Origin of the sequence: Pseudodesulfovibrio aespoeensis Aspo-2, from assembly GCF_000176915.2 — a bacterium.
GTDB classification, from domain to species: Bacteria; Desulfobacterota; Desulfovibrionia; order Desulfovibrionales; family Desulfovibrionaceae; genus Pseudodesulfovibrio; species Pseudodesulfovibrio aespoeensis.
In genome coordinates this window covers 2,800,982-2,827,034 of record NC_014844.1, presented here as the reverse complement: position 1 = coordinate 2,827,034, position 26,053 = coordinate 2,800,982, and the positions used below count along the sequence as shown (strand labels likewise).

At 63.9% G+C, this 26,053-nt stretch carries 29 protein-coding genes and 1 tRNA gene; 6 read left to right on the top strand and 24 right to left on the bottom strand.

Features of this window, described 5'->3' with window-relative positions:
- Nucleotides 1-60: 60 nt before the first annotated feature.
- The 5 genes from DAES_RS13160 to ruvA all read right to left on the bottom strand — a co-directional run bounded on the left by DAES_RS13160 (nt 61) and on the right by ruvA (nt 3,802).
- Entirely contained in the window at nt 61-1,236 is a 1,176-nt protein-coding gene (locus DAES_RS13160) for an FprA family A-type flavoprotein (protein WP_013515524.1), read from the bottom strand.
- A gap of 400 nt (nt 1,237-1,636) precedes the next feature.
- Nucleotides 1,637-1,876, bottom strand: a complete 240-nt coding sequence (locus DAES_RS13155) for a GlsB/YeaQ/YmgE family stress response membrane protein (protein WP_013515523.1) — start codon at nt 1,874-1,876, stop codon at nt 1,637-1,639.
- Between the two features lie 57 nt (nt 1,877-1,933).
- Complete coding sequence (locus tag DAES_RS13150) at nt 1,934-2,089, bottom strand: rubredoxin (RefSeq protein WP_013515522.1); 156 nt, start codon at nt 2,087-2,089, stop codon at nt 1,934-1,936.
- Nucleotides 2,090-2,210: 121 nt separating this feature from the next.
- Nucleotides 2,211-3,194: a Holliday junction branch migration DNA helicase RuvB gene (gene ruvB, locus DAES_RS13145; protein ID WP_013515521.1), complete on the bottom strand. Its 984-nt coding sequence runs from the start codon at nt 3,192-3,194 to the stop codon at nt 2,211-2,213.
- The gene (gene ruvA, locus DAES_RS13140; RefSeq protein WP_013515520.1) at nt 3,191-3,802 is read right to left on the bottom strand and encodes a Holliday junction branch migration protein RuvA; all 612 of its coding nucleotides are present in this window, start codon (nt 3,800-3,802) and stop codon (nt 3,191-3,193) included. Before ruvA ends, ruvB begins: the two co-directional genes overlap by 4 nt.
- Before the next feature lie 165 nt (nt 3,803-3,967).
- Here ruvA and DAES_RS13135 point away from each other — a divergent pair, with 165 nt between their 5' ends.
- Nucleotides 3,968-4,507, top strand: coding sequence for a hypothetical protein (locus tag DAES_RS13135; RefSeq protein ID WP_013515519.1), 540 nt, complete (start codon nt 3,968-3,970; stop codon nt 4,505-4,507).
- An 83-nt stretch (nt 4,508-4,590) separates the two neighbouring features.
- Here DAES_RS13135 and ruvC read toward each other — a convergent pair whose 3' ends face one another.
- From ruvC to DAES_RS13120, 3 genes are read right to left on the bottom strand one after another with little or no spacing between them, the layout of a single operon-like run.
- Nucleotides 4,591-5,097 carry a crossover junction endodeoxyribonuclease RuvC gene (gene ruvC / locus DAES_RS13130; protein WP_013515518.1) on the bottom strand — a complete coding sequence of 169 codons (507 nt, stop codon included), beginning with the start codon at nt 5,095-5,097 and terminating at the stop codon, nt 4,591-4,593.
- 6 nt (nt 5,098-5,103) lie between these two features.
- The gene (locus DAES_RS13125; RefSeq protein WP_013515517.1) at nt 5,104-5,847 is read right to left on the bottom strand and encodes a YebC/PmpR family DNA-binding transcriptional regulator; all 744 of its coding nucleotides are present in this window, start codon (nt 5,845-5,847) and stop codon (nt 5,104-5,106) included.
- Between the two features lie 54 nt (nt 5,848-5,901).
- Nucleotides 5,902-6,501, bottom strand: a complete 600-nt coding sequence (locus DAES_RS13120; protein ID WP_013515516.1) for an RlmE family RNA methyltransferase — start codon at nt 6,499-6,501, stop codon at nt 5,902-5,904.
- A 65-nt stretch (nt 6,502-6,566) separates the two neighbouring features.
- Between DAES_RS13120 and DAES_RS13115 the strand changes: the two genes are divergently transcribed.
- Nucleotides 6,567-8,114, top strand: coding sequence for a glycosyltransferase family protein (locus DAES_RS13115; RefSeq protein ID WP_041271795.1), 1,548 nt, complete (start codon nt 6,567-6,569; stop codon nt 8,112-8,114).
- Nucleotides 8,115-8,192: 78 nt separating this feature from the next.
- Nucleotides 8,193-8,268: transfer RNA gene (locus tag DAES_RS13110), tRNA-Ala, on the top strand.
- A 65-nt stretch (nt 8,269-8,333) separates the two neighbouring features.
- Here DAES_RS13110 and DAES_RS13105 read toward each other — a convergent pair.
- The 6 genes from DAES_RS13105 to DAES_RS13080 form a co-directional block, all read right to left on the bottom strand.
- Nucleotides 8,334-9,026, bottom strand: a complete 693-nt coding sequence (locus tag DAES_RS13105) for a TylF/MycF/NovP-related O-methyltransferase (RefSeq protein ID WP_013515514.1) — start codon at nt 9,024-9,026, stop codon at nt 8,334-8,336.
- Between the two features lie 120 nt (nt 9,027-9,146).
- Nucleotides 9,147-10,052: a CPBP family intramembrane glutamic endopeptidase gene (locus tag DAES_RS13100; RefSeq protein ID WP_013515513.1), complete on the bottom strand. Its 906-nt coding sequence runs from the start codon at nt 10,050-10,052 to the stop codon at nt 9,147-9,149.
- Nucleotides 10,053-10,086: 34 nt separating this feature from the next.
- Complete coding sequence (gene arsB, locus DAES_RS13095) at nt 10,087-11,175, bottom strand: ACR3 family arsenite efflux transporter (RefSeq protein ID WP_013515512.1); 1,089 nt, start codon at nt 11,173-11,175, stop codon at nt 10,087-10,089.
- A gap of 16 nt (nt 11,176-11,191) precedes the next feature.
- Nucleotides 11,192-11,545: an ArsR/SmtB family transcription factor gene (locus DAES_RS17010; RefSeq protein WP_013515511.1), complete on the bottom strand. Its 354-nt coding sequence runs from the start codon at nt 11,543-11,545 to the stop codon at nt 11,192-11,194.
- Between the two features lie 41 nt (nt 11,546-11,586).
- Nucleotides 11,587-12,783 (bottom strand): class II aldolase/adducin family protein, encoded by a 1,197-nt coding sequence (locus DAES_RS13085; RefSeq protein WP_013515510.1) that lies wholly within the window; start codon nt 12,781-12,783, stop codon nt 11,587-11,589.
- Nucleotides 12,780-14,540: an aldehyde ferredoxin oxidoreductase family protein gene (locus tag DAES_RS13080; protein WP_013515509.1), complete on the bottom strand. Its 1,761-nt coding sequence runs from the start codon at nt 14,538-14,540 to the stop codon at nt 12,780-12,782. The genes DAES_RS13085 and DAES_RS13080 overlap by 4 nt, the downstream gene beginning before the upstream one ends.
- Before the next feature lie 110 nt (nt 14,541-14,650).
- On the opposite strand from DAES_RS13080, the gene DAES_RS13075 reads away from it, so the two are divergent.
- Nucleotides 14,651-15,181: a tetratricopeptide repeat protein gene (locus DAES_RS13075; RefSeq protein WP_013515508.1), complete on the top strand. Its 531-nt coding sequence runs from the start codon at nt 14,651-14,653 to the stop codon at nt 15,179-15,181.
- A 5-nt stretch (nt 15,182-15,186) separates the two neighbouring features.
- On the opposite strand, the gene DAES_RS13070 is transcribed toward DAES_RS13075, so the two are convergent.
- The 4 genes from DAES_RS13070 to DAES_RS13055 form a co-directional block, all read right to left on the bottom strand.
- Nucleotides 15,187-15,558 carry an antibiotic biosynthesis monooxygenase family protein gene (locus DAES_RS13070; RefSeq protein WP_013515507.1) on the bottom strand — a complete coding sequence of 124 codons (372 nt, stop codon included), beginning with the start codon at nt 15,556-15,558 and terminating at the stop codon, nt 15,187-15,189.
- A gap of 109 nt (nt 15,559-15,667) precedes the next feature.
- A complete protein-coding gene (gene groL / locus DAES_RS13065; protein ID WP_157864957.1) occupies nt 15,668-17,323 on the bottom strand; it encodes a chaperonin GroEL in 1,656 nt (551 codons plus the stop codon).
- A gap of 48 nt (nt 17,324-17,371) precedes the next feature.
- Nucleotides 17,372-17,659 (bottom strand): co-chaperone GroES, encoded by a 288-nt coding sequence (gene groES, locus DAES_RS13060; protein WP_013515505.1) that lies wholly within the window; start codon nt 17,657-17,659, stop codon nt 17,372-17,374.
- Between the two features lie 210 nt (nt 17,660-17,869).
- Nucleotides 17,870-18,304 (bottom strand): bacteriohemerythrin, encoded by a 435-nt coding sequence (locus DAES_RS13055; RefSeq protein WP_013515504.1) that lies wholly within the window; start codon nt 18,302-18,304, stop codon nt 17,870-17,872.
- Between the two features lie 210 nt (nt 18,305-18,514).
- On the opposite strand from DAES_RS13055, the gene DAES_RS13050 reads away from it, so the two are divergent.
- On the top strand, nt 18,515-20,380 hold the full coding sequence (locus DAES_RS13050; protein WP_013515503.1) for a lysophospholipid acyltransferase family protein: 1,866 nt from the start codon (nt 18,515-18,517) through the stop codon (nt 20,378-20,380).
- Between the two features lie 112 nt (nt 20,381-20,492).
- Nucleotides 20,493-21,155, top strand: a complete 663-nt coding sequence (locus tag DAES_RS13045; protein WP_013515502.1) for a DsbA family protein — start codon at nt 20,493-20,495, stop codon at nt 21,153-21,155.
- A gap of 6 nt (nt 21,156-21,161) precedes the next feature.
- Here DAES_RS13045 and DAES_RS13040 read toward each other — a convergent pair whose 3' ends face one another.
- The 6 genes from DAES_RS13040 to DAES_RS13015 all read right to left on the bottom strand — a co-directional run bounded on the left by DAES_RS13040 (nt 21,162) and on the right by DAES_RS13015 (nt 25,913).
- A complete protein-coding gene (locus DAES_RS13040; RefSeq protein WP_013515501.1) occupies nt 21,162-21,821 on the bottom strand; it encodes a pyruvoyl-dependent arginine decarboxylase in 660 nt (219 codons plus the stop codon).
- A 436-nt stretch (nt 21,822-22,257) separates the two neighbouring features.
- Nucleotides 22,258-23,058, bottom strand: a complete 801-nt coding sequence (locus tag DAES_RS13035) for a hypothetical protein (RefSeq protein WP_013515500.1) — start codon at nt 23,056-23,058, stop codon at nt 22,258-22,260.
- 202 nt (nt 23,059-23,260) lie between these two features.
- Nucleotides 23,261-23,845 carry an LOG family protein gene (locus DAES_RS13030; RefSeq protein ID WP_013515499.1) on the bottom strand — a complete coding sequence of 195 codons (585 nt, stop codon included), beginning with the start codon at nt 23,843-23,845 and terminating at the stop codon, nt 23,261-23,263.
- The gene (locus tag DAES_RS13025; protein WP_013515498.1) at nt 23,842-24,873 is read right to left on the bottom strand and encodes a threonine aldolase family protein; all 1,032 of its coding nucleotides are present in this window, start codon (nt 24,871-24,873) and stop codon (nt 23,842-23,844) included. Before DAES_RS13025 ends, DAES_RS13030 begins: the two co-directional genes overlap by 4 nt.
- An 11-nt stretch (nt 24,874-24,884) precedes the next feature.
- Complete coding sequence (locus DAES_RS13020; protein ID WP_013515497.1) at nt 24,885-25,463, bottom strand: GDSL-type esterase/lipase family protein; 579 nt, start codon at nt 25,461-25,463, stop codon at nt 24,885-24,887.
- A 3-nt stretch (nt 25,464-25,466) separates the two neighbouring features.
- Nucleotides 25,467-25,913 carry a pyridoxamine 5'-phosphate oxidase family protein gene (locus DAES_RS13015; protein WP_013515496.1) on the bottom strand — a complete coding sequence of 149 codons (447 nt, stop codon included), beginning with the start codon at nt 25,911-25,913 and terminating at the stop codon, nt 25,467-25,469.
- Nucleotides 25,914-26,053: the final 140 nt, after the last annotated feature.

Below are 26,053 nucleotides of genomic sequence, written 5' to 3'. Positions count from 1 at the left end.
GACTGCGCCTTTGTGAAGGTTTCATGCCGGTCCTGGGTCGCCGTGCGCTGAAGCCAAAGGCTATGCCCGGAATCCGCTTTCGCGATGCTTGCTGGCGATCATGTCCGCAAGGGCGTCCAGCGAGGCGTATGTCTCGGCCTTGGGCAATCCCTTGCACAGGACCGGGTCCAGCACCTCGACCTTGAGGTTGGGGATCATCCCGGCAAGGGTCTCCACGGTCTTGCCGCCCCAGCCATATGACCCGATGATGGACAGGAATTTTGCCTTGGGCCGCAGGGCGTTGGCCAGGAACGCGGCATAGGCGGCCAGCGGGTGCGGCCCGGCGAGCACTGTCGGCACGCCAAGGACGATGCTTCCGGCATCGACCAGCGACATGGCCAGCTTCCCGATGTCGGTCACGGCCAGATTGAAGAGCTCGACCCGCACCCCGCGCTCTGCCAGCGCCGCCGTGAGGTGGTCGACCATGAGCCGGGTGCTGCCGTGCATGGAGACAAAGGGCAGGGTGACGACATTGCGCGCAGACGCGGACACCCATTCCCGATAGGCGTCCATGATCCAGCCCGGCTGGCCGTAAATCTGGCCGTGGCTGGGCGCTATGGTCTGGATGTCGTACCCGGACAGCTTGTCCACATTCTTGGCGATGACGTTGCGAAAGGGCATCATGATCTCGGCGAAATAGCGCTTGGCCGACTCGTGCACCCGGCACTGGTCCGTGACGAACAGGTCGCTGCTGGCGATGTGTGACCCGAAGAAGTCGCAGCTGAAGAGAATCTTGTCCTCGGCCAGATAGGTGACCATGGTTTCCGGCCAGTGGACCCAGGGCGTGTGGATGAAGGTGAGGGTCTTGTCGCCAAGGGAGAGCGTGTCCCCGTCCGCGGCGACGATGAAGGCGTCTTCGGGGATGGGCATGAGGTCCATGAGCATGGCCTTGGCCTTGGCCGTGGCCACGACCTTGGCTCCGGGGTGGCGGGCCAGGACCATGGGGATGGAGCCCGAATGGTCCTGCTCCGCATGGTGTGAGACGATGTAGTCGATCCTGGAAACGGTGTCGATCGCGGCCATGAGTGTCCCGGCAAAGTCCGGGTCCACGGCGTCGAGCAGGGCCGTCTTTTCGCTGCCCTGGATGAGATAGGCATTGTACGTCGTCCCGTCAGGCAGGGGGATGAGGGAGTCGAAAAGACGTCTGTCCCAGTCCACCACGCCGACCCAATATACCGATTCCACTATCTTTCTCATGGCAGTCTCCTTGCAGAGGGTGGGGGAATTGACCTGAAGCCCGGTCAGGTGCGGGCTCGCCAGCTGTGGCTGCCGCTGGTCATGGTCTGTGCATACACCAAATCTGACAGCAGCGACACGCCTTTGTCCAATCCGCTCAAAGGAAGTGCACAAGCCGAAAAATGAAAGCCCCCGCGATGCGGGGGCTGTTCGTAAATTTTGTCGAGATGTTGCCGTGTTACAACGCCTCAGCCAAAGGATTCCTGTTTGTTGGGTGTTGCCTGAAACCGAAGCCGATTCAAAGAATCATGGTTTTGTTTGGCGTTACCTGGAAACGTTCCTTTGTTCTTGGCTTCACCATACGCCACTTTGGCTGCGGCGCAAGTGTTTTTTTGCCCATGTCTGGCGTCATCTTCTGGCGTCATTTTCGGGCGAGGCTGATGAGAAAGAGCAGGATCACGGCCCCGGCAGTGGCCGTGATCAGCGATCCGAGCAGGCTCGTGGTCTGGAAGCCGAGCAGGCCGAAGGTCAGCCCGCCCACCACCGCGCCCACCACGCCGACAACCAGGTTGCCGACCAGCCCGAACCCTCCGCCTGTGGTTATCTTGCCCGCCAGGAATCCGGCCAGCAGGCCGATCAGCAGAAAAGCGACGATTCCCATGTGATTCTCCTTGCGTCCAGGCCGAGTTCGCGGCCCGGCGTGCGGGGCGCGACGCGCCTACAGTTTCTCGAAATACTCCTTTTCCGCGCCACACTGGGGGCAGACCCAGTCGTCGGGCAGATCCTCGAACCGGGTGCCAATGGCGATATTGTGGTCCGGGTCGCCTTCTGCCGGGTCATACACATAGCCGCACGGACATTCCCATCTTTCCATGTTGTACATCCTCCAAAGGGGTTTGTTGGTTTGAGGATACCACAAAGGAACGGGGATACAAGGCCGAAAATGCCGGAACCGGTCCAGAGGGTTGGACAGAGCGGCCAGGCCGCCGGAGGGGCTAGAGCAGATTGAGGCGGTCGTCCATGCGCATCTTGAGGTGCTGGTAGGCCTTGGCCGTGGCCACCCGGCCCCGAGGGGTGCGTTTGAGAAAGCCGCACTGGATCAGGTAGGGCTCGTAGATGTCCTCGATGGTGCGCACCTCTTCGGCGCAGGCAGCGGCGATGGTCTTGAGGCCCACAGGCCCGCCGTTGAAGTTCTCCACCATGAGCGAGAGGATCTTGCGGTCCATGGTGTCCAGCCCGTGCTGGTCCACTTCGAGCCGCTCCAGGGAGGACTCGGCGATCTCGCGGGTGACCGTGCCGTCGCCGTGGACCAGGGCGTAGTCGCGCACGCGGCGCAAGAGCCGGTTGGCGATGCGCGGGGTGCCCCTGGCCCGCCGTCCGATGGCCAGTGCGCCCCCGGAATCAACATGGACGCCGATGATGGTGGCGGCCCGCTCCACGATGCGGCCCAGCTCCTCGGGCGAGTAGAACTCGATGCGGAAGATGCAGCCGAACCGGTCACGCAGAGGCGAGGTCAAAAGCCCCAGCCGCGTGGTGGCCCCCACCAGGGTGAAGGGCTCCAGGTCGAGCTTGACCGTGCGCGCGCCAGGGCCGGACCCGATGATCAGATCGATCTGGAAATCCTCCATGGCCGGGTAGAGCACTTCCTCCACCGTGGCGGGCATGCGGTGGATCTCGTCGATGAACAGGATGTCGCCCCGGTCGAGGTTGGTCAGGATGGCGGCCAGGTCGCCGGAGCGCTCCATGACCGGGCCGGAGGTGGTGACCATGTTCACGCCCAGCTCGCTGGCCATGATCCGCGCCAGGGTGGTCTTGCCCAGGCCGGGGTTGCCGTAGAAAAGGGTGTGGTCGAGCGGCCTGTCGCGCTCGGTGGCGGCCCGGATGAAGACATCGAGGTTGGCGCGCAGCTCGTCCTGGCCGATGAAGTCCCCAAGGCGGCGGGGCCGGACGCTTTCCTCGGGGAGCGTGTTCTTGGTCATGACCGGGCCGCCGCTATCTTTCTGAGCGTTGCGCGGATGGCTCCGGCGGCATCAAGGTCGGGCTCGGCGTCGAAGATTTCCAGTATCATGGGTCTCACCTCATCCTCGGAATACCCCAGCCCCTTGAGACCCGCAAGGGTGTCGAGGTATTCGCCGCGCGGTCCCTCGACCTTGGCGCTGCCCCTGGACGGGGCAGGGGAGAGCTTGTTGACCTTGTCCTTGAGGTGCCACAATATCTGCTTGGCCGACTTGGGGCCAATGCCCGGCACGGTCGAAAGGGTGGTCGCGTCCTCGCGATAGGCCACTTCGCGCAGGTGCTCGGCATCGAACATGGACAGGATGGCCAGGGCCTTTTTCGGCCCCAGCTTGTCGATGGAGATGAGGGTGCGGAACAGGTCGAGGTCGTCGCTCTCCAGGAACCCGAAGAGATCGATGGCCTTTTCGCCCACCTGGGTGTGGACGAAGAGCGACACCTCGCCGCCCCTGCCGGGCAGCCGGGCCAGGACCGACGTGGGCGCGGCCACCTCGTAGCCCACGCCGCCGGGGGTGAGCAGCACCAGCCCCTTGTCATGGGCGGCGAGCAGCGTTCCCTGAAGATATCCGATCATGCGTCCCCTCCGTGCCCATGGTGTACCCCATTGGCGCGAGACATTCAAAGGGAATGCGCGGCCCGAACGCGGACCGCCGCGACAAGGATTGTCGCATTTCCCGTGACTCTTTTGCCGCATAAGGCGTATAGGAATTATACCCCCACCCCAACACAAGGAGCTGTCATGCAACTTTTCGTCACGAAATCCGGTCTCAGAGGCATTCTCCAGGCCATGATCCTGGCCGCCGCGCTGTGCATGCCCGCCCTGGTCAACGCCCAGGACACAGCCCCGTTGAGCACGGACGATCTCGTCTCGCTGGTCGGCAGGGCCGTGGTCGAGGACGCGGCCCAGGCGGACGAGCGGGTCAGGAAGGCCCAGGCAGTGTACGACGAGGTCAGAAGGGGCGGCACCCCGGAGCAGCAGCGCACGGCCAATCGCGACCTGGAGCAGGCCCGCGAGCAGTGCCGGTATGCCGAGCAGAAGCTCGACACCGCCAGGGTCGAGGGCATTGCCCGGAAAAGTGGCCGCTCACCCGCCGAAATCCAGTCCATGCGCGCCTCCGGCATGGGCTGGGGCGCCATTGCCAATGAAACCGGCGTACACCCCTCGGTGAACGCCAAGGGCAATGCCAAGTCCAGCGGCAAGGGCAAGGGGAAGAGCGCGGACGACACCATGGGCACGGACACGGGCAAATCCAAGGCAAAGGGCAAGGGCAAGCAGTAGCCGCCCGCGATCCGGCGCACGAAAAAAAGGTTCATCCGGCCAGTGTCGGATGAACCTTTTCTTGTGCTTCTTCAGTGATGCGATCAGCCGCCCATGAGCTTGCGCATGCGCCGCTCGTTCAGGTGGCAGATGGCCACGGCCAGGGCGTCCGAGGCATCCTCGGGCCAGTCGGGTTTTCGGATGCCCAGGCAGCGGGCGACCATGAAGGCCACCTGATCCTTGGGCGCGCCGCCCACGCCCACCAGGTTTTTCTTGACCTTGCTCGGCTCGTATTCGGCCACGCTCAGGCCGTGGGTGGCGCAGGCGGCCATGGCCGCGCCCCGCGCCTGCCCCAGCTTGAGGGCTGATGAGGGGTTTTTGGCCACGAAGACATTCTCGATGGCCGCCTCTGCCGGGCAGTGGGTCGTGATCAGCTCGGCCAGCCGGGTGTAGATGACGCCAAGGCGCGTGCCCATGTCCTTGCCCGCCGGGGTGCGGATGGTGCCGGTGACCACCAGCTCGGCCTGGCCCGAACACTCGCGGACAATGCCGTAGCCTGTCACCCGCGATCCGGGGTCCAGGCCGATGACCACCACGCTGTCCTGGCCCATGGCCGACTACTCGTCCTCGAACAGTTCGTCCGGGAAATCTGCGTTGAGGTAGACCTTCTGCACGTCGTCGTTGTCTTCCAGGGCGTCGAACAGGTTCATGGTCTTGCGGCCTGTGGACACATCCACGGGGATGAGGTTCTCGGGAACCCGGCCCACCTCGGCGGATTCAAAGGCCATCCCGGCGTCGGTGAACGCCTGCTGCACGGCCATGAAGTCGCCGGGCGCGGTGTGCACGATCAGGGAATCGCCGTCGTCCATGATGTCCTCGGCTCCGGCCTCCAGACCCACTTCCATGAGCTGGTCCTCGGTGAACTTCTCCTTGTCGAAGATGATCACGCCCTTTTTGCTGAACATGTAGGACACGGCTCCGGCCTCGGCCATGCTGCCGCCGTGCTTGCTGAAGGTGTGCCTGATCTCGGCCACGGTGCGGTTGCGGTTGTCCGTGGCCGCGTCCACGAGCAGGGCCACGCCGCCAGGGCCGTACCCCTCGTACATGACCTCGATGAAGTCGCCGCCCGCCAGCTCGCCCGTGCCCTTCTTGATGGCGTTCTCGATCCTGTCCTTGGGCAGGTTGACCTGCTTGGCCTTCTGGATGGCCAGTCTCAGGCCGGAGTTGTCCTCCGGGTTCCCGCCGCCCGCCTTGGCCGCCAGGATGATGTCCTTGGCTGCCTTGGTGAAGAATTTCGCTTTCTTGGCGTCCTGGCGACCTTTGCGGTGCTGGATGTTCGCCCATTTACTGTGTCCGGCCATATGTCCTCCTGAATATGCTCGAAAAAGCGTTGTTATCAAAAATAATCGGGAATTCTACCCGTCTATCCCCGCAAAGCCAAGCGCGACGATGAAGATCTCCTTGCTCTCTGATCTTGAACTGTACGGCTTGAAATGCTTGATTTTTTCAAAGTGAGGGCGCAGTGAGTCGGTATAGGCCTTGGTCTCGCCGCTCTCGAATATCTTGACCGCGAAGTGGCCGCCCCTCTTCAGCCGCTTGGCCGCCACCTCGAAGGCGCGCTCGCACAGCTCCAGGCTGTTGGCCTGATCCGCGAACTTGATTCCGGTTGTCTTGGGGGCCATGTCGCTGATAACAAGGTCAAAGGGCGCGAGCGGTTCCATGGCCGCCAGCAGCTCCGGCGAGTCGGAAAACACGTCGGCCTGCAGAAAGGTGACGTTGGCGGCAAAGGTGTGTTTGGTGTCCTGGATGTCCACGGCCAGGACATGCCCTTCCGGCCCCACGCGCTCTCCGGCGTACTGGGTCCACGAGCCGGGGGCCGCGCCGAGGTCGAGCACGGTCTGCCCCTTTTTGAAGAGGCCGAACCGCTTGTCCATCTCCTTGAGCTTGTACACGGACCGGGCCGCGTAGTTTTCCTTTTTGGCCCGTTTGAAGTATTTGTCCTGATATTGTTTCATGGCAGCGCTCCTTGCTCGGCGTGGAGCGATTCCTAGCCGAATACGCCGAAAAAGCCAAGTGCAGCATGGCAAACCGCCCCGTCAGAGTCCGCATCGTCAACGAGCTGGGCAACGCCCAGTCCCTGCCCGACGATCCCGCCCAGTTCGAAGTCCTGCCCGGCGGGTCCGAAGTGATCTTTCTCGGCCTCGGTCCGGACCCGGCCTCCACTGCCGCGCACTTTCCCCAATTCGCCACTGCCGCCTACCTCGACTGCCCGGCCATGGCCGACCAGATCGACGGCTGGCTAGCTGCCGTCCCGGCTGGATTCTCGCCCCTTGCCCCAGAGGCGTTCACCCCGGAGCGCGCTGCCTCGGCCACCATTGTCCGCTACCGGCCCGGGCTCAAGGCGTTCCCGTGCTTTTTCGCCCCCCTGGCTGCCAGGGTCGCCCTGGCCAGATCCGGATGCCCTGGCGCAAAGGACGCATCCGGCACCCTGCATGGCAAGACCGTCTGGCTCCCCTCGGACCCACTCGGCATGCTGGCCCGCGAGCTGGCCCTGGCCTTCGAGTCCAGGGGGCTGCGCGTCCTGAGTGTGGACCGCGAGGCGTTGGAGCGTTCGCCCGGCACCGAGCTGCCCCGGCTCCTGGCCCAGGGCGTGCCCGACCTGTTCTTCAGCGTCAATTTCCGGGGACTGGAGCCGTTCGGCCTTGGTTTCGAGATATTGCGCGAGGCCGGGGTCAGGGTGGGGGTCTGGCTGGTGGACAATCCCTTCAATCTGCTCACTGGCATCAAGTCCGGCTTCTGGCAACAGGCGCGACTCTTTGTCACGGACCATACCTTCATCGGTCCGCTGGTGGAGAGCGGGGCGCGCTGGGTCAAACACCTGCCCCTGGCGGCCAGCCCGGAATTGTTCGCCGGGGACCGCGCCGCCAGCGGCCCGCTGCCCGACTGCGCCAGTGACCTTGCGGACAAACTCGTCTTCGTGGGCCGCTCCGAGTTCCCGGGCAAGCGCGAGTTCTTTGCCGGGCTGACCCCGGACCCGGCCCTGCTGGCCGAGGCAGAGGCCATGCTTGCGCGCGGCCAGCGGCCCGACTCCCACTGGTGGCGCGAGCGCGTCCCTGTCCCTCTGTGGCCGGGCAACGCGGTGCGCCGGGTGGGCGTGGGGGCCGAGGCCGCCGGATACGCGTGGCGGGCGCGCTGTCTGGCCGCTGCCGGACCCGAGGCGATCATCTTCGGCGATGAGGGGTGGCGCGACGCGCCGGGCGTCACGGCCCAGGTGCGCCCGCCGCTCGACTACTACGGAGCCCTGCCAGCGGTATACCGCGCGGCCTCGGCCTGCCTCAACGTCACCGGCATGCAGCTCCCTGCGGGCCTGACCCAGCGGCACTTTGACGTCTGGTGCGCGGGCGGTCTGCTGCTGACCGACGCCAACCCCGGTCTGGCCATATTCCCCAAGGAACTGACCGCCCCCGTGACCTTTGCCGCTCCGGCAGACATCCTGCCCCGGTTCCAAACGCTGCGCGCCAACCCTGCGGCCCGCGACAGCCTGCGCCGCGACTGGCGCGCCCTGATCCTGGCCGAGCATACCTACGCCCACCGCGCGGACACGGTCCTCACCGCGCTGGGCCTCTGACCCCGGCACAATCTGCTCCCGCCCCTTGTCAAAACACTTGTCGCCACCCGCAAAAAGGGATAACTACCCTCAACCCAAGGGGACGTAGCTCAGCTGGGAGAGCACTGCCTTCGCAAGGCAGGGGTCGAGAGTTCAAATCTCTTCGTCTCCACCAGAAAACAGTCTGGGAGCTTATGGCGCATGCCATAAGCTCCCTTTTTTGCGTCGGGTCAGGCTGGACTAGTTGGTGACCGCCACCGCGAATTTGACGAGGTCGGTGCGGGTGCCGAGGATCTTCCAGGTGCGTGAGCAGGAGGTGTACCAGTGGTGGAAGGCGGCGAACTCGTCCGCCGGGCCGAAGTCGTCGAACACGATGACTGTGCCGCGTGCGATCCACGGGTTCATGGTCATGAGCACGTAGAGGCAGGAGGAGCACAGGTCCGAGTCGATGTGGATGACCATGCGGTTCTTGCGTTCATAGCCGGTCAGGAAAGGGTGGAGGGATTTGTTGAAGTAGCCCGTGATGAAGGTTCCGCGCGGGTCGTTGATGTCCGGGAGCGCCCCGTTGGTGGAGAAATGCCCCTTGGGCAGGTTGCTGGAGCGCCACTCCTCGGGCAACCCCTCGAAGCTGTCGAAGCCGAAGAACCGGGACGCCGGGTGGGTGTTGATCTCCATCCACGACCTGAAGCTCTCGCCCTGGAACACGCCGAACTCGAAGAAATCCATGGGGCCGGAACGGATCACCGCGTTGTGGACATGGGTGTAGAGGATGCGCCGGTCCTTGTACTCGTAGTCAAAGACCGGGTACTGGTAGTCCTGGCTGCCGATGCAGTCGGCCATGAGCCGGCCATAATAGCCCGCCTCCCAGGCGTCGGGGGTGTCGGCGAGGACGAGGTTCAGGGCCTGGGCCAGCTGGTGCTTCTCTATCTGCATGCGCTTCCTCCGCAATGCCGGATGGTCCCGCCGGAATTGTGACGGGTGTTCCGTTTTTTGCGGATGAAAGCAAATGGTGTGCCACGCCGTGTCAGGACGGCGCGATCAAAGGCCAGGGGATCAGAGGGGAATCCGCGACCCCTGCTCCCGCGCCCTGCTGCGGGCCATCAGGCGGACCGTGAGCACGCCCACACCCAGCCAGACGAGCACGGCGATCAGGCCGAAGCTGCCGCCAAGGAGCGGGTTGGCCTGCGGGAAGAGCCACATCCAGACGCCCTGGACCTGGGCGTTGACCGCCGCGTGGATGAAGGCGGCCAGGAACACCGAGCGGGAACCGAGCGTCATCTCGTTGATGAACAGGCCAAGGGCCGAGGTCATGGCGCACATCATGCCCAGACCGGCCAGGGGATGGCCGGGGTAGTTGAAACCCGCCAGGATGAGCGGGGCGTGCCACAGCCCCCAGGCTACGCCCAGGACAAGATAGGCCATGGGCTTGCCCAGGACCATCAGCCGGGGCAGCAGGAAACCGCGCCAGCCCAGCTCCTCGCCCAGGGCAAAGACGTACTGGATGGCCGGGCCGATGAGCATGGAGGCCGGGAGCATGACCGTGAACAGCGAGGTCAGGTCGTGCGGCTCTGCCGAGGTCTGGTTCAGGGCATGCAGGCCGGGGTCCGGGGCGCTGAAGCCCACGGCCCAGTTGAGCCCGTGGATGACAGCGAAGACGATCGGGACCAGGAGCGCGGTCAGGTAGTACGGCCCGGCGGGTCCGGTGCGCAGGGACAGGCTGTCGGCCATGCGGCGCAGGGAGCCGCGCTCGGTCCAGGCGGTCACGCCAAGGGCGGCCAGCCCTGGCACCCACATGGTCAGCAGCAGCCACGGGGTGGGCGTGTACACCGGGCTGGCCGGGTCAAAGCGCACGCCGCTCTTGAGCTGGAACCACTGCACGGCCCAGGAGGCCGCGAAGACGAGGCACAAAAACCACAGGATCGGGGCCAACTTGTGGCTGCGGGACGGCGGGATGCTCATGGCCGGGAGGCTACCCCAAACCGTCCGTCCCCGTCTACTCCGGCTTGCAAGTCACATGGCACACGCCGGTGGGGGTGTTCACGGCGTGGGGGAAGAACCGTTTGCGGATGCGCAGGGACACGCCCACCAGCCCGATGAGGACCGGCACCTCCACCAGCGGGCCGATGACCGCGGCAAAGGCCACGCCCGAGTCGATGCCAAAGACCGCGATAGCCACGGCGATGGCCAGCTCGAAGTTGTTGGAGGCTGCGGTGAAGGAGAGGGTGGCCGACTGCTCGTAGGTGGCCCCCACCTTGGCCGACATGTAGAACGACACCAGGAACATGACCAGGAAGTAGATGCACAGCGGGATGGCGACGCGGATCACGTCAAAGGGCAGCTGCACGATGTATTCGCCCTTGAGGGAGAACATGACCAGGATGGTGAAGAGCAGGAAGACGAGGGTCAGTGGCGCGATGGCCGGGACGAATTTTTCCTCGTACCACTCTCTGCCCTTGGTCTTCAGGCCGATGAACCGGGAGGCCATGCCCGCCAGGAAGGGGATGCCGAGGTAGATGAAGACCGACTCCGCGATCTGGCCCATGGAGATGTCCACCACCACGCCCTCAAGCCCGAACCAGCCGGGCAGCATGGTGATGAAGATGTAGGCGTAGACCGAGAAGAAGAGCACCTGGAAGATGGAGTTGAAGGCCACCAGCCCGGCGCAGTACTCGGTGTCGCCGTCGGCCAGGTCGTTCCAGACGATGACCATGGCGATGCAGCGGGCCAGCCCGATGAGGATGAGGCCGACCATGTACTCGTGGTGGCCGGAGAGGAAGGCGATAGCCAGCCCGAACATGAGCAGCGGGCCGATGACCCAGTTCTGCACCAGGGAGAGGCCGAGCACGCGGTAGTTGCGGAAGACCCGGTGCAGTTCCTCGTAGCGCACCTTGGCCAGCGGCGGGTACATCATCAGGATCAGGCCCACGGCGATGGGGATGTTGGTGGTGCCCACCTGGAAGACGTTGATGGCGTCCTTGACCCCTGGATACAGGTATCCCAGCGTGACGCCCACGAGCATGGCCAGGAATATCCACAGGGTCAGGAAACGGTCGAGAAAGGAAAGTTGTTTGACGGCGGGCATGGGCTTCTCCTTGCGGTCAGTCGCGGCCACAGGGGGACTTCCCCTCGGCGGCGAGCCGGGTTGCCAGGGCGCGGGTGTCCGCGTCGGCCTGGGCATTGGTCGAGAGTTCCTCGTCGAGGAGCGCGAAGGCGTAGGCCATGAAGGGCGTGGGCTGCGGCGGTCGGCGGTAGTGCATCCACTTGCCGCTGCGCCGGGCATCGACCCAGCCGTGCTTGCGCAGGTAGGCCAGGTGCCGCGAGATGGTGGATTGGGGCAGGCCGAGCACCGCCATCAGGTCGCACACGCACAGCTCTCCGCCCGCCAGGAGGTTGAGTATCCGCAGCCGGGTGGCGTCCGAAAGGGATTTGAACTGGGTGGCCAACGTTTCCATAGAAACTTCATATCCGTATCAGCGGATATGTCAAGTGGCGATCAGGTGACGGGCTTTGCGGCCAGCAGTTGATCGAGGCGGTGGAAGTAGGCCTCGCGGCAGCGGTTCTCGGTGTCGAGCAGGGCGGCGAAGGCCTGGGCAAAGCCGTGGGGGCTTGTGGTGAACAGGCCGTGGCCGTGGACAATGGCCGCGCCTGCCGAGGCCAGGGCCGGGGGCAGGGTGTTGCACAGGCCGGTCAAGCCGGTGCCCACCTCGCCCGGCACGATGGGCACGCCTTCCACGGTGCGGCACTGGGTGCATTTGACGTGGCACTTGCCCCGGTCGGGGCACTCCTGCCTGTCGCAGTCCATGGACAGGATCACCGAGAACCTGGGGTGGCCGTGCAGGATGCACCGGGCGTCACCCAGGCGGTAGACATCCTCGTGGGCGGTCAGTTCGGACGAGGCGGTCAGCCCGGCGGTGGAGGAGCCGTCCATGGGGCAGGCGTCGATGCACCCCTCAAGCTCGTCCAGGGAGCTGCCGGTCTGGCTGATGTAGATGGTGTCGTCCAAGCGGCAGGAAATGTTGCCGAAGAACGAGTCCACCAGCCCGTGGCCGACCACGGCGCGCCCCGCTTCGGTCATGGCCGCGAGTATGGCGTCCCCGGTGTCGAGGGGGGAGGTGGTCAGTCCCGGCAGATCGTGGCGCGGCGCGGCCAGCCGGGCCACTGCGGCCTCGAAGGCGGCCCGGAATCGTTGGTTCGGTGCGCCATGCCGCGCCTCGGCCAGATAGCGGGAGAAGAAGAGCACGAAGCAGGCGAAGAGGGTGGACGAGAAGAAGACGAACCCCTGCTCCGGGCTGACCGTGCCGCAGGAGACGATGCCCTGGCCCGGCACGATGACCGCCTTGCGCCGCGACAGGGCCACGGCCATGGCCTGGGCTGTGAACTCCCTGCAGACCGGGATGTCGTGCAGAAAGGTGCGGGTCTCGGTGTCCTCGGGACGCAGGCTGGTCACGGGCGGCGCTTCCGGCTCCGGGCTGGCCAGGAAGTCGATGATGCCTGCGTAAGGCTCTGCCGGTCGGGCAAAGACCAGCGAGTTGATGGGCAGCAGGTCGAAGAGCGGGGCCAGAGTGGCGATGCGCGGGTCCGGCTTGTTCCATTCCAGTTCGGCGTCCAGCCCGCCCACCAGCGGGGTGTCGGCCTCGCACAATCCCTGTCCCACGAGCTTGCGGGCGTATTTGTCGCACAGGGCTTTCATCGGTCAGGCTCCAGCCCCAGGCGGATGGCTGTGTCGCGGGTGGGGTTGCCGTCCGCGTCGAGCCCCCGGATGCGATAGTAGTTGGCGCGGGCTTCGAGGAACGCGGCGCGCTCGATGGGGGGGATGTCGATGCCGCTGCCCGACGAGCCTTCCTCGGTAAAAAAGCGCGGGGGCAGGTCGTCGTCGCAGGCGTCGAATCCGTTGTGCGCGTTCATGATCCGTTCATTGTAACAGATGCGCTCGCCTGCGGCCATGAGGTCCGGCCCACTGACCGCCACGCCGGTGACTGCGGTGTAGGCCTTGGCGTATTCCTCCAGCCCGGCGGCCAGGAAGACGAACTTGCACACGCCAAGGGAATCCACGGCGGCGTTGGCATCCTCGGCCAGCTTGATGATGCGGGCCTTGCCGCTGAAGGTGAACCGGTCCGTGGCCACGGGCTTGCGCAGGATCTCGTGGCTGACCGGGTAGGCGCGCAGATGGCAGCCGCCGCGGGTGCTCAGGGCGTAGGCCAGGGCCATGCCGTAGGCTCCGCGCGGGTCGTAGGCGGCCAGCTCCATGCCCTTGACCGACATGGACAGCTCGGGCCGCTGGCACGACTGGGCGAAATCGAGCGACCCCTGGCCCAGGTAGCTGCCATCGGCCATGTCGTAGAGGGCCTTGATCAGGGTGCGCCCGGTGAAGTTTTCGCCCATGATCTCGCGGAAGCAGGCCAGGGTGGCCCCGGCAGAGATGGTGTCCAGCCCGAGCCGGTTGCACAAGGTGTTGGCCTGCATGACCAGATCCATGTCCGTGTTGCCGATGAGCGCGGTGAAGTGGGACATGGTTTCGAATTCGGGCATGGCGCGCCCGTCGTCCGCGATCTTCTTGCACAGGATGTGGCAGCCGGTGCAGCCGTGCCTGCGCGGCCCGTAAGCCGCCTTGTAGGCCGCGGCGTTGAGTCGGCCCGCCTGCGCGAACCTCGTTTGGGCGAAGTTGTTTGTGGGCATCATGCGCCGCGCGTCCATGAGGTCGAAGAGGGCCCCGGTGCCCCAGCAGGAAAAGCCGTGTTTGCCGAGCAGCACGGGCGAGGCCGCCGTGAGCCGCAGGATGTCCTCGCGCGCCTGCCTGAGTCCGTCCTTGTCGTGGACGTTGACCTTGCCTGTGCCTTTGACGGTGATGAACTTGAGATTCTTCGCGGCCCAGACAAGGCCCAGCCCGCCGCGCCCGGCAGCGTGGTGGCGGTCGGCCATGACGCAGGCCAGGGGCGAGCCGTTCTCGGCTGCCGGGCCGATGGCGGCCATGGCCATGCCCCTTGGCCCGGCCTGGGCCAGACGGTCAAAGGTCTCGTCCGTGGTCGTCCCGGCCAGGTCGGTGGGCGTAACGCGCACCGCGTCGTCCCTGATTTCGATACCGCAGACCGTTTCGGCCCGGCCCGTGATGACCAGTCCGTCCCAGCCCGCGCGCTTGAGTTGGGTGGCCAGCCTGCCGCCCACGGACGAGTCGCAGATGGCCCCGGTCAGGGGCGAGCGGGACATGATGGTCCCCCGGCCCGAGGCGGGAGCGATGGTGCCTGTCAGCGGTCCGGCAAAGACGAGCAGGGGCAGGTCCGGGTCATTGATCTCAAGGGAGCAGACCGGGCGCAGGAAATGACCGGCCAGCCCGCGACCGCCGAGGCAGGTTTCGTAGAGCCGCCGCGACGGGCGCTGGACAGCCATCTCGCCCGTGCCGAGGTCGATGTGGAGGATCTTGCCGGTCCAGCCGGAAATGGGAGAGCGCATGGCCGAAGAATCCCACGAACAGTGTGAAAAGGCAACCGGTTGGCCGCGCTCCGGTGGGGATCGGTTGACCCTGGCCGCGAAATGGGTATGGTGTCGCACCGGAGGATGTCATGGCCGAGAATAAGATAGACAAGTCCCGCAGAAATTTTCTGCTCGGCGCGGTGCGTCGTTTCAGGAACGAGGAGGCCTCCGGGCCTGCCGCCTCCACCGCTGCCTGCATCGACGTCATGAAGGAGGCCAACTCCCTGTATGTGGACGAGCAGTGGGAGGAGGCGCGCCAGAAGTACCGCCAGTGCCTGGACAGCGACAAGAATGACGCCGACGTGCGTTACCGTCTGGGCGTGTGCCTCTACCGGACCGGCCTCTACCGCCAGGCCAAGCTGGAGTTCGAGCGCGCCCTGCGCATCCGGCGCGAATACATGGACGCCTTTCTCTACCTCGGGCTGACCATGGTCCGGCTCGACAGGGCGGACAAGGCCGTGGCCCTGTGGAAGCGCTATTTCAACCCCGGAGCCGTGGCCGTGCAGCGCGAGCTGAACCTCCAGATCGGGCTGATCGAGGAGGGTGTCGGCGACCCGCCTGAGGTCATTGCCCAGGCCGTGGAAAAGGCCATTGTCCTGGCGGGCCAAGCCATCGGGTAGCGGCGTCAGTCAGAGTTCTTGACCGCTTCTGAGTGGTCAAAGCCGTGCGCCCGCTCCACCCGGCAGATGCGGATGGCAAAGGCTTTGTACCACGCTTCGCGCCCGCGCCGCCTCGCCTTGGCATGCTCCGGGTGGTCGCGCCAGGCCCGGATCGCCTCCAGGCTCTCCCAGTATGAAACCGTGATCCCAAGCCCGTCACGGGCGGATTCGATCCCCAGAAAACCCGCCATGCCCTGGGCCAGCTCGACCATGCGGCTGGCCGTCTGCGCGTAGCCGTCGTTTTGGTCGTCTTTGGTGTCGTCTTCCCGGTCTGTGCGTGTCGAGGTGAAGATGACCGCGTAGTAGGGCGGGGCGGGCGTGTCGGCTGGCTGGCTCATGTGGTCTCCATGGCTCATGGTCTGATGGGATGCGCCTAGCGCACAACGGAGAACCGGCCCGGACGATGTGTCCGGGCCGGTTCTCTATAGGGTCAGGTCAGGGAATGGTCTAGTACATGCCGCCCATGCCGCCCATGCCACCCATGCCGCCCATGCCGCCCGGCATGGCCGGAGCAGAGGAGGCGGGTTCGGGCTTTTCGGCGATGGCGCATTCGGTGGTCAGGAGCAGGCCAGCCACGGACGCGGCGTTCTGCAGGGCGGTGCGGGTGACCTTTTTGGGGTCAATGACACCGGCCTTGATCAGGTCGCCGTATTCGCCGGTGGCGGCGTTGAAGCCGAAGCCGTCCTTGCCTTCCTTGATCTTCTCCACCACGATGGAACCTTCCATTCCTGCGTTGGCGGCGATCTGGCGCAGCGGCTCTTCCACGGCGCGGGCGATGATGTTCAGTCCGGCCTGTTCGTCGTCGTCGGCAGCCTTGACCTTGGCCAGGATCTTGCCGCAACGGGCCAGAACCACGCCGCCGCCGGGGACGATGCCCTCTTCGACAGCCGCGCGGGTGGCGTTCAGGGCGTCCTCGACGCGGGCCTTCTTCTCCTTCATCTCGGTCTCGGTGGCGGCACCGACGTTGATGACGGCCACACCGCCCACGATCTTGGCCAGACGCTCCTGGAGCTTCTCGCGGTCGTAGTCGGAGGTGGAGTCGGCGATCTCGGCGCGGATGGTGGCGATGCGGGCCTTGATGTCCGCGGAATTGCCAGCGCCGTCGACGATGGTGGTGTTTTCCTTGTCGATGACCACGCGCTTGCAGGAGCCGAGGTCATTGACGGTCAGGTTCTCAAGCTTGATGCCGATGTCCTCGGAAACCACCTGGCCGCCGGTCAGGGTGGCGATGTCTTTGAGCATGGCCTTGCGGCGCTCGCCGAAACCGGGAGCCTTGACGGCCACCACGTTCAGGGTGCCGCGCAGCTTGTTGACAACCAGGGTGGCCAGGGCCTCGCCCTCGATGTCCTCGGCGATGATGAGCAGGGGCTTGGACATCTTGGCGCACTGCTCAAGCACGGGCAGCAGTTCCTTCATGTTGGAGACCTTCTTCTCGTTGATGAGAATCAGGGGCTCCTCCATCTCGCAGGTCATGCGCTCGGTGTTGGTGATGAAGTAGGGGGAGAGATAGCCGCGGTCGAACTGCATGCCCTCGACGACATCCAGCGTGGTGTCCAGACCCTTGGCCTCTTCCACGGTGATGACGCCTTCCTTGCCGACCTTGTTCATGGCCTCGGCGATGATGTTGCCGATGGTGGCGTCGTTGTTGGCGGAGATGGTGCCGACCTGGGCGATTTCCTTCTGGTCGCGGGTGGGCTTGGCGATCCGGCCCAGCTCCTCGACGATGGCCGCGACACCCTTGTCGATGCCGCGCTTGATGGCCATGGGAGAGCGGCCCGCGGCCACGAGCTTGATGCCCTCGGTGAAGATGGCCTGGGCCAGGATGGTGGCGGTGGTGGTGCCGTCGCCAGCCACATCGGAGGTCTTGGAAGCGACTTCCTTGACCATCTGGGCGCCCATGTTCTCGAACTTGTCCTCAAGCTCGATCTCCTTGGCCACGGTCACGCCATCCTTGGTGATGATCGGGGAGCCATAGGATTTCTCGATGACGACATTGCGGCCCTTGGGGCCGAGGGTGACCTTGACGGCGTTGGCCAGCTTGTCAACGCCTGCTTTCAGCTTTTCGCGGGCTTTGGCATCAAAAAGAATCTCTTTTGCCATGATGTATTCTCCTTAAAAAAAATGGATTGATTGGGTCGGGTGTGGCGGCGTCTATTCGACGATGGCGAGGATGTCGTCCTCGCGCATGACCAGGTGCTCGTCCCCGTCAACGGAAATTTCGGTACCTGCGTACTTGGCGAACAGCACGGTGTCGCCCTTCTTGACGGTCATCTTGACGCGTTTGCCGTCCTCGTCGAGCTTGCCGGGGCCGGCTGCGACGACTTCGCCCTTCATGGGCTTTTCCTTGGCGGAATCAGGGATGTAAATGCCGCCTGCGGTCTTCTCTTCCACTTCCAGACGCTTTACCAGAACGCGATCGTTCAGCGGTTTCAGCTTCATTCCTTTATACCTCCGATTGTGATTGTTTCGGTTCGGTCCGCGGCCCGGCATGGCCGGTGCGTCCCGCATGCGTGAGCGTCCCTTCCGGGCGCTCCTCCAGGCTGGCTGAAAGATAAACACGACCAACACAGAGTCAAGCGCGCAAGGCAAAAAAAAACGGCCATGCCACCAAGGGCGGGCCGGATTGCGAGGCAGGCCGCGCGCTGCCGGTTACCCTTTGATTTTTTTATATGTTTTGCCGAAGGGTTTGTCGAGGTTGAGGATGTGGTCGCGATACCTGTCGTGCATGAAATTGCGAATCTTGATGGCGGGCATGGCCGAGCCGTTCAGCAGTTCGCCCTGCATGCGGATGACATCGGTGATGAACCGGTTGTGTTCGCGTTTTTGCTTGGCAAGGCCGGGGTAGTTGATCTCCTGCATGTACCCTTCCTCGGTGCGGAAGTGGAGCATGGCGTAGTCGCGCAGTTCGTCGAGCACGTCGATGATTGCGTCGGCGCCCTCGTCGTCCAGGGGTTTGTACAGGTCCGGCACCGCCTTTCCCATCGTGTCCAGCAGGGTGAAGAACGTCCTGTGCTGTTCGTCGATTTCCGGAATGTGCACCAGATATTCTTCGGAGAAACCCGTGAGGTTGAGTCGTGAAGTCATGCGTTTCTCCTGTAACGCGTTGCATTGTTTGTCATCCCCATAGCGATATTTTGGGTGTCTGTCACGTACCTGTTCCCGTCGGGCCGACCCTGGGCCGTGTCACCAAACCTTGGATCAATCGTCACCGGCAGCACGATATTGTCACCGCGTCGGCGGGATGGCGCGTCCCTGGGCGCGTAATGTCCTGCAAACACGATCCAGGAGGATGGTATGGACGGTCTCGTCAAAGGCCCCTTGCTCAACCTTGCTTCCCCGTTCGGCGACCCCCTTCGCCATGCCCTGTTTTCGCTTTTCCGCAAGCCGCTCTCGAAAGTCCTTCGGCTCGACACCCTCAATTCCATGTACTGCGCGCTCCAGGGCGACGAGGCCGACGCCCCGTTCATCGACCGGGCGCTCGACATGCTCGGCGTCCGCTTCGAGCTCGACGGACAGCCCGTGACCCGCGTGCCCAAGACCGGGCCGCTGGTGGTGGTCTGCAACCATCCCTTTGGCGTGCTTGAGGGGTTGATCCTGGTCAGGATATTGCGCTCCGTGCGCCCGGACATCAAGATCATGGCCAACTTCATGCTCGGCCTGATCCCGGAGATGGACGAACTGCTCATCGAGGTGGACCCCTTTGGCAAGGCGGACTCGGCCAAGAAGAACATCGCCGGACTCAAGGCGAGCATGAAATGGCTCAAGCAGGGCGGCCTGCTGGCGGTCTTTCCGGCTGGCGAGGTGTCGAGCCTCAAGATGAAGAAGGGCATGGTGGCCGACCCGCTCTGGAACCCCATGATCGGGCGCATCATCCGCAAGACGGGCGCGGCTGCGCTGCCGGTGTTTTTCGAGGGCCGCAACAGCGGTCTTTTTCAGGCCCTGGGCCTGATCCATCCCAAGCTTCGGACCATGCTCCTGCCCCACGAGAACCTGAAGCACGCTGCGGCCCACCCCATCCGGGTGGCCCTTGGCGGCGTCATCGAGAACGAGCGGCTGGCCGGACTCGGCAGCGATCGCGACATTGTCGATTTTCTGCGCTTTCGGACCTATCTGCTGCGCAAGGAGGGCAATTCGCGCTCGCCCTTCAAGGCCATCGTTCCGACCCGCTCCCTGGAACCCATCGCCAACTCGCGCGACAAGCACATCCTGGCCAGCGAAGTGGCCGCGCTGCCCGACGCCAACATCCTGATCCGCACCGGCGACTTCACGGTCTTCGAGGCCGACGCCTTCCGCATCCCGCGCATCCTGCGCGAGATCGGCATCCGCAGGGAGGAGACCTTCCGTCTCGTGGGCGAGGGCACGGGCAAGCCCATGGACATCGACGCCTTTGACGACACCTACCGCCATCTTGTCCTCTGGAATCACGCCGAGCGCGAGGTGGCCGGGGCGTACCGCTTCGGTCTGACCGACGAGATACTGGCCAAGCAGGGCGTGTCCGGTCTCTACACCAGCACCCTCTTCAAATACCGGCCAGGGCTGCTCGAATCCATGGGCCCGGCCCTGGAGATGGGCCGCTCCTTCGTGACCCCGAAATACCAGAAAAGCTACCAGCCGCTCCTGCTCCTGTGGAAGGGCGTGGCCGCCTTTGTGGTCAACAATCCGAAATATACCCGGCTGTTCGGCTGCGTCTCCATCTCCGGCGAATACTCCGAGCTTTCCCGCGAGCTGATCATGCGCTTCATGGAGCGGCACGCATTCAGGCACGACATGGCGGGCATGGCCGTGCCCAGGCGGCCTCCAAAGGTCAGGCGGCTGGGCCGGATCGATTTCTCCCTGCCCGAGTCTGCCTTCAGCGAGCTTGACGATGTGGCCGATCTGGTGCGCGATGTGGAGTCTGGCCGGTCCATCCCGGTGCTGCTCAAGCAGTACCTCAAGCTGGGCGGCAAGATCCTCGGATTCAACGTGGACCCGGATTTCGGCAACTGTCTGGACGGCCTGATCCTGGTGGACCTGCTGCGCAGCGATCCCAAGGTGCTTGGCCGGTTCATGGGCAACGACGGCGTGGCCCGGTTCCTTGCCGCCAATGCGGCCACCGACGGGGTGTCCCGGTTGCCGGGCAGCGGCAGGCCCGGCCCCCGGCCCCTGCATGTGGCCGCCTGATCGTGTGATTGTCCTGTATTAACGTCCACGTCTCCACCCCGCCGGGATTCCGGCGGGGTGTTTTTTCGGCTCCGCTGTTGGCTTCCCGGACGAATATCTATACAGTCCGGCCATGCGAAAATCCATCCTGCCCATCCTGCTGGCCGCGTTGCTGACGGTGTCCCTTTTTATCCCGGCTGCCGGGTTGGCCGCCGACCCTGCCGTGAGCGCGGACCAGCCCGGCTGCGCACCGCAATACCGCGCCCTGGCCGATGCCGCCGTGGTCGAGATCCGGGGCACCGGCGACATGGAGGCGGTGGTCGTGACCGACCCCCTGTGCTGGCACTGCCGGCTGGGCCACAAGCTGCTCGGCCAGTATCCCGAGCTTTACGGCAGCCTCAAGCTGCTCTTCTTCCCGCGCGCCGGTTCCATCGGCTCGGACATGGCCGCCTGGATCATCGAGGACGCGGCAGGGACCGAACGGCTCGGTCTGCTGCTCGATTTCGCCTACGGCACGCTGCGTCAGCCCAAGACCGCGGACCTCGACGAGGCGCGCATGCTCGTGCTGGCCCAGTTTGCCGAGGCCTTTCCCGCCATGCTCTCCGGCACGACCCTGCCTGAGCTGTTCGACCGGCTCAAGCAGGACCACGAGGCGCATGTGCTGGCCGGGGCCGAACTGGCCCGGACAGCCGAAATCCCCGGCACCCCCGTGCTTATCGCCGGGGGCGTCCTCGTCATGGGCTACGGCCCGGACGCCTGGCTCAAGGCCCTTGGGGAAGCCGGGGTCTGCAAGTAGCCCGGCCTACTGCCGCTTGATGGGGAACTCGTCGGGATAGATGAATCCCACAAAACCCAGGGCGGACAGGGCCATGCCGTACTTCCTTTCGATCACCAGCGAGGTGATGTTGAAGCGCATCTCGCCGTCCCGCACGAGGCCGCGAATGGACAGCTCGTGGTTGAGGGACGCGGTGAGCTGTTTGCGCGCATCCGCCTCGACCGTGGCCTTGTCCACGGTTTCGCCCGCATAGACCCGCTCGTATTCGGCCGCGAACCCGCCGATGGCCTTGCCGGACTTGTCCTTGGCCCAGACGCGGCCCACGCCCGCGCAGACCGTATCGCCCTTGACGCCGCCCGCCTTGGCCATGATCGTCTCCAGCACCGAGCCGTGATGGATGTGCGGCTTGACCGTATCCAGGGAGACCTCAAAGGCCTCGGGCGGCAGGACCGAGGTGTAGTAGACCACGTTAAAGTTCTCTATGCCCGCTTCCAGCAAGGCGAGATCGTAGGAAAAAGTCTCGTAGGGATCGGGCGGGATGCCCTGGTCGGACTGGCCTGTGCCGGTGGTGGCAAAGTAGGCTGTGGGGATGCGCGGGCCGAACCGCTGCTCGGCCTGGGCAGGGGCGGCCAGGGCCAGAATCAGGGCGAGCGCGCAGACGCTCGGGACAATGGACGCGATTTTCATGGGCACCTCGGGGTTGCAGGTTTGCCCGAGCATAGCACCCAAGGCCGGTCGGCGGCAACGGGAGGGATGAACCCAGCTCGTCGCAAGGGGCGGAATGATGGAGGTCCGAGCCGGTGGGATTATGCGGTCCATATGCTCGACGAGGCAGGCGTAGTAGCCCTTGATGTCCAGCAGGCCGCAAGGCTTGGCGTGGTAGCAGAGGTGGTTTCAGGTCAAATGTTTGGGGGCCGATCTAGTCTTATGTATTAGTGGAGTAGAATCAGAATAAATCTGAAGTGAGATGGTTAGTTTTAATATCCGGGTGCGCAGTTCGTTCCGCCTTGGATACTCTGATATACGGGTTGTATACTTTTGAGTGCAAGGGATGCTCTGGGGTGGCTGGGGTGTTAAGCGAAGGCAGCAGGAATTAGGGAGGTGTCTCCATAATTCCTCGGGGTTATTCATCTTCATCTGGTTCGTTTTGAAGGGTGTTCAGATTGTCAATGAGCGTCTGATATTCTTGGCGATAGCTGTCAACCCGGATCTCATTGATGGGAGGTCTGAATATCAATCCACGTCCGCTTCCTGTTTTCGTTCCGTCAGGTAGGGTTTTAGTCCATACCAAAGGTACAACTGAGTTCAGCATTTCTCGTGCAGCTTCACGGTTTTGTGGATCGTTTACACAGTACCTGAAAGAGCCAAGCACAATATCCATGGCTGAGTTTGCATGGCTTGCTTCAACACAAGTCGCACTAAACAACTTGATCCTATCCAGCTGACGATTTCCGTTGGGGAGATGAAGGCCGGTGCAGAACTTTTCGCCTAAATATTGCCATTGACCCATATTCGGAAGATTGTCGATGACACAAATCCCATCCTCATTCATCAATCTAAGAAACTTATTATATCGCCCGATCACAAAGTCTGCTGCCCACTTTACGTGCTGGTCTTGGTCCTGGTTTCGAATGATGGCATGAAGTATTATGTGAACGATAAATTTGCACTCAAGTTCATTGCATAAAGCTATGACCTGTCTTTTAGCCTCAGTACAGTCTGCAATGCTTACCTGTTCTGGGCGCGCATTGGTGTCAAACTTCAGAATATCAGTTGATTTATAGCCTGCCCTTTCTCTGATTTCGTTGATCCCCTCATCCAATCCGCTCAGAGCCTCAACAGGCATCACTATCCCACCATAGATGAAGAATTTGTTTCTTTCGCTCGGCCTTCTGTTGGTTTCGTCTGTGAGCATAATCTGCATGATGAATCTCCTATTAGTACATCGAGAGATATACGTAGTTGACGATATCGTCAATAGGGTTCGCTGCAGGTAGACAGTAGGGTGCACCTATCCTGGGTAGCCTCGAAGGCTGACTCTATCTATCTGGGATCTAAAGAATCAAAATTGGTACCCTGCTTAGTTGGGTCTTATCTCCTAAATAGACAGTTGAATCAGTGGTCTTTTACAGCCCCTTCTTCCTCTCAATCCACTTGTCCACCTGAGGCGGCACATAGGTCTCGAACTGGTCGAGCAGTCCTTCGGGCGTGGCGTCGGTGAGGACCATGCGCCGGTGTTCCTGGACGAGGAAGCCTTCATTCACCATGCGGTCCATGTGCTCGGCGAGGCAGGTGTAGTAGCCCTTGATGTCCAGCAGGCCGCACGGCTTGGCGTGGTAGCCCAGCTGGTTCCAGGTGAGGGCCTCGAAGAATTCCTCCAGGGTGCCGAGGCCGCCGGGCAGGGCGATGAAGCCGTCGGACAGGTCGGCCATTTTCTGCTTGCGCTCGTGCATGGACTTGACCACGTGGAGCCTGGACAGCCCCGTGTGGGCCACTTCCTTTTCCACCAGCAGTTCCGGGATGACGCCCACGACCTCGCCGCCTGCGGCAAGGCAGGCGTTGGCGAGCCGACCCATCAACCCCACGTCCGAGCCGCCGTAGACAAGGCCGATGGAGCGGTGGGCCAGTTCGCGGGCCAGTCCGTCGGTGGCCTGCGCATAGGCCGGGTCATGGCCGGGGTTGGAGCCGAGGTAGACGCAGACCCGTTTCATGCGACCGCCCGCACGGCTTTTTCCATGTCGGCCACGAACTCGTCCACCATGGCCTCGGTGGTGGCCCAGGAGGTCATCCAGCGCACGGTGTGGTCGTGCTCGTCCCAGACGTAGAAGTAGTATTTGCGCAGCAGGATGTCCGTGGCCCTGGGCGGGATATGGGCGAAGATGGCGTTGCAGTCCACGCTGCCCTTGATCTCCACGCCGGGGATGGCCCCGGCCTTTTCGGCCAGCCGCTGGGCCATGGCGTTGGCGTGGCGCGCGTTCTCAAGCCACAGGTCGTCCTTGAGGTAGCGTTCGAGCTGGGCCGAGACAAAGCGCATCTTGGAGACCAGCTGCATGGCCTGCTTGCGCAGGTAGGGGAACCCCTGGCCGATGCCGGGATTGAGGAAGACCACGGCCTCGCCCATGAGGCAGCCGTTCTTGGTGCCGCCAAAGGAGACCAGGTCGATGTCGAGCGCGGTGGTCATGTCGAAGAACGAGCAGTCGAGCGCGGCGCAGGCGTTGGCCAGCCGGGCGCCGTCGAGATGCACCAGCAGGTCGCGGTCGTGGGCGAACTCCACGATATTCTCTATCTCCTTGAGGGTGTAGAGCTTGCCCAGCTCTGTGGGCTGGGTGATGGAGATGACCTTGGGCTGGCTGGCGTGGACAAAGCCGATGTGGCCGAGATAGGGGGCCACGCTGCCGGGCGTGAGCTTGCCGTCGGTTGAGGGCACGGGCACCAGCTTGATGCCGCCGAACGCCTCGGGCGCGCCGCACTCGTCGTTGTTGATGTGGGCCTGGGCCGCGCAGATGACCGAGTTGTACGTGTGGGTCACGGCCCGCAGCCCCAGGGTGTTGGCCGCCGTGCCCGTGGTCACGTAGTGGATGCGCGCCTGGGAGCCGAAGAACTCCTTGAACACCTCGTCGGTGCGGATGGATATCTCGTCTTCGCCGTAGGATTTGAGATCGCCTGCATTGGCCTGGACCACGGCCTCCATGATGGCCGGATGCGCCCCGGAATTGTTGTCGCTGGCAAAGGATCGCATGGGTTGCCCCCCTATTTGAGCCCGAAAAAGGCGCGGGCCGCGTCGTGCTTGAGAATGTGCTCGGCCAGGTCGGCGTATCCCGCCCCGGTGGGGTGGATGCCGTCACCCTCGTTCAGGGCCTGGCCGTATACGAATGAACGGTGCATGGCGTCAAGAGTCGGCACAAAGGGGATGTCCAGGCGGCGGCACATGGACTCGACCACGCGCGACAGGGCACTGATCTTCTCGCGCCTATCCCGGTCATTGACCGGCGTGGGGCCGATCACCAGCACCTCGGCCTCGCCCCTGGCCCGGGTGAGCATGGCGACCGCCGCTCCCATGGATTCCTCGATGGGGACATCGTTGCAGACATCGGCCACGCCGAAGCTGAAAATCAGCCTGAAGGGCGTGTTTTCCATCTTGCGGAGCATGGCCTCGGCCCGCCAGCGGTGCTGCATGCGCACGGTGGCGTCCTTGCGCACGCCCAGGTTGTAGGCGGTGACGTCAATGCCCTGGCCGCGCATGGCCGCAGCCAGCCTGCCGGGCCAGCCGAGCCCGGATACGTCGCCCACGCCAAGGGTCAGGGAATCGCCGAAAAAACAGAGGATCATGAGTTACTCCTTGATGCGCGCGCTCAGAGACGTGATCTCGACGATGTAGGCGACCGTGGCGGCCAGGGCTGTGTCCTCATAGGGGAGGAGCCTGCCCGCATACTTGAGGGTGATGGCGTCGAGCGCGGCGCGCATGTCGTCGCCCTCGGCCCGGCGCGGCACGCCGGTGCCCATGATCGAGCGGAAGCGGTAGCCGTATTTGCACGCCGCGTCGCCGGTCTTGGGCAGGATGTCCACGGCTGCCGAAAAGGCCAGGGGCGCGCCCGAATCGAGGGCTGCCGCCTTGCGACCGCGCCTGCCCGAGTGGATGTAGAGCAGGCCGTCACCTGCCGCGAAGTTGACCGGCACGCTGTATGGGCCGTCCGCGTCCACCAGGGCCAGCCAGAGCACGTCGGCCCTGGCCAGGATGTCACCTGTCACGGCGGGGTCGTTGGTCACGTCTTTTCGCATGGTGTTCTCCATTATATCAGAAAAGGACACCCCGTCTCTTAATCCTCCGTGCCGTGGATGACAACCTCCGGCATGGATCGTATCCGGGCAGGTGCCGGTTCATGAAGCCGCCCGGTGCCGCAAACGTTCAAGCCCCCGCG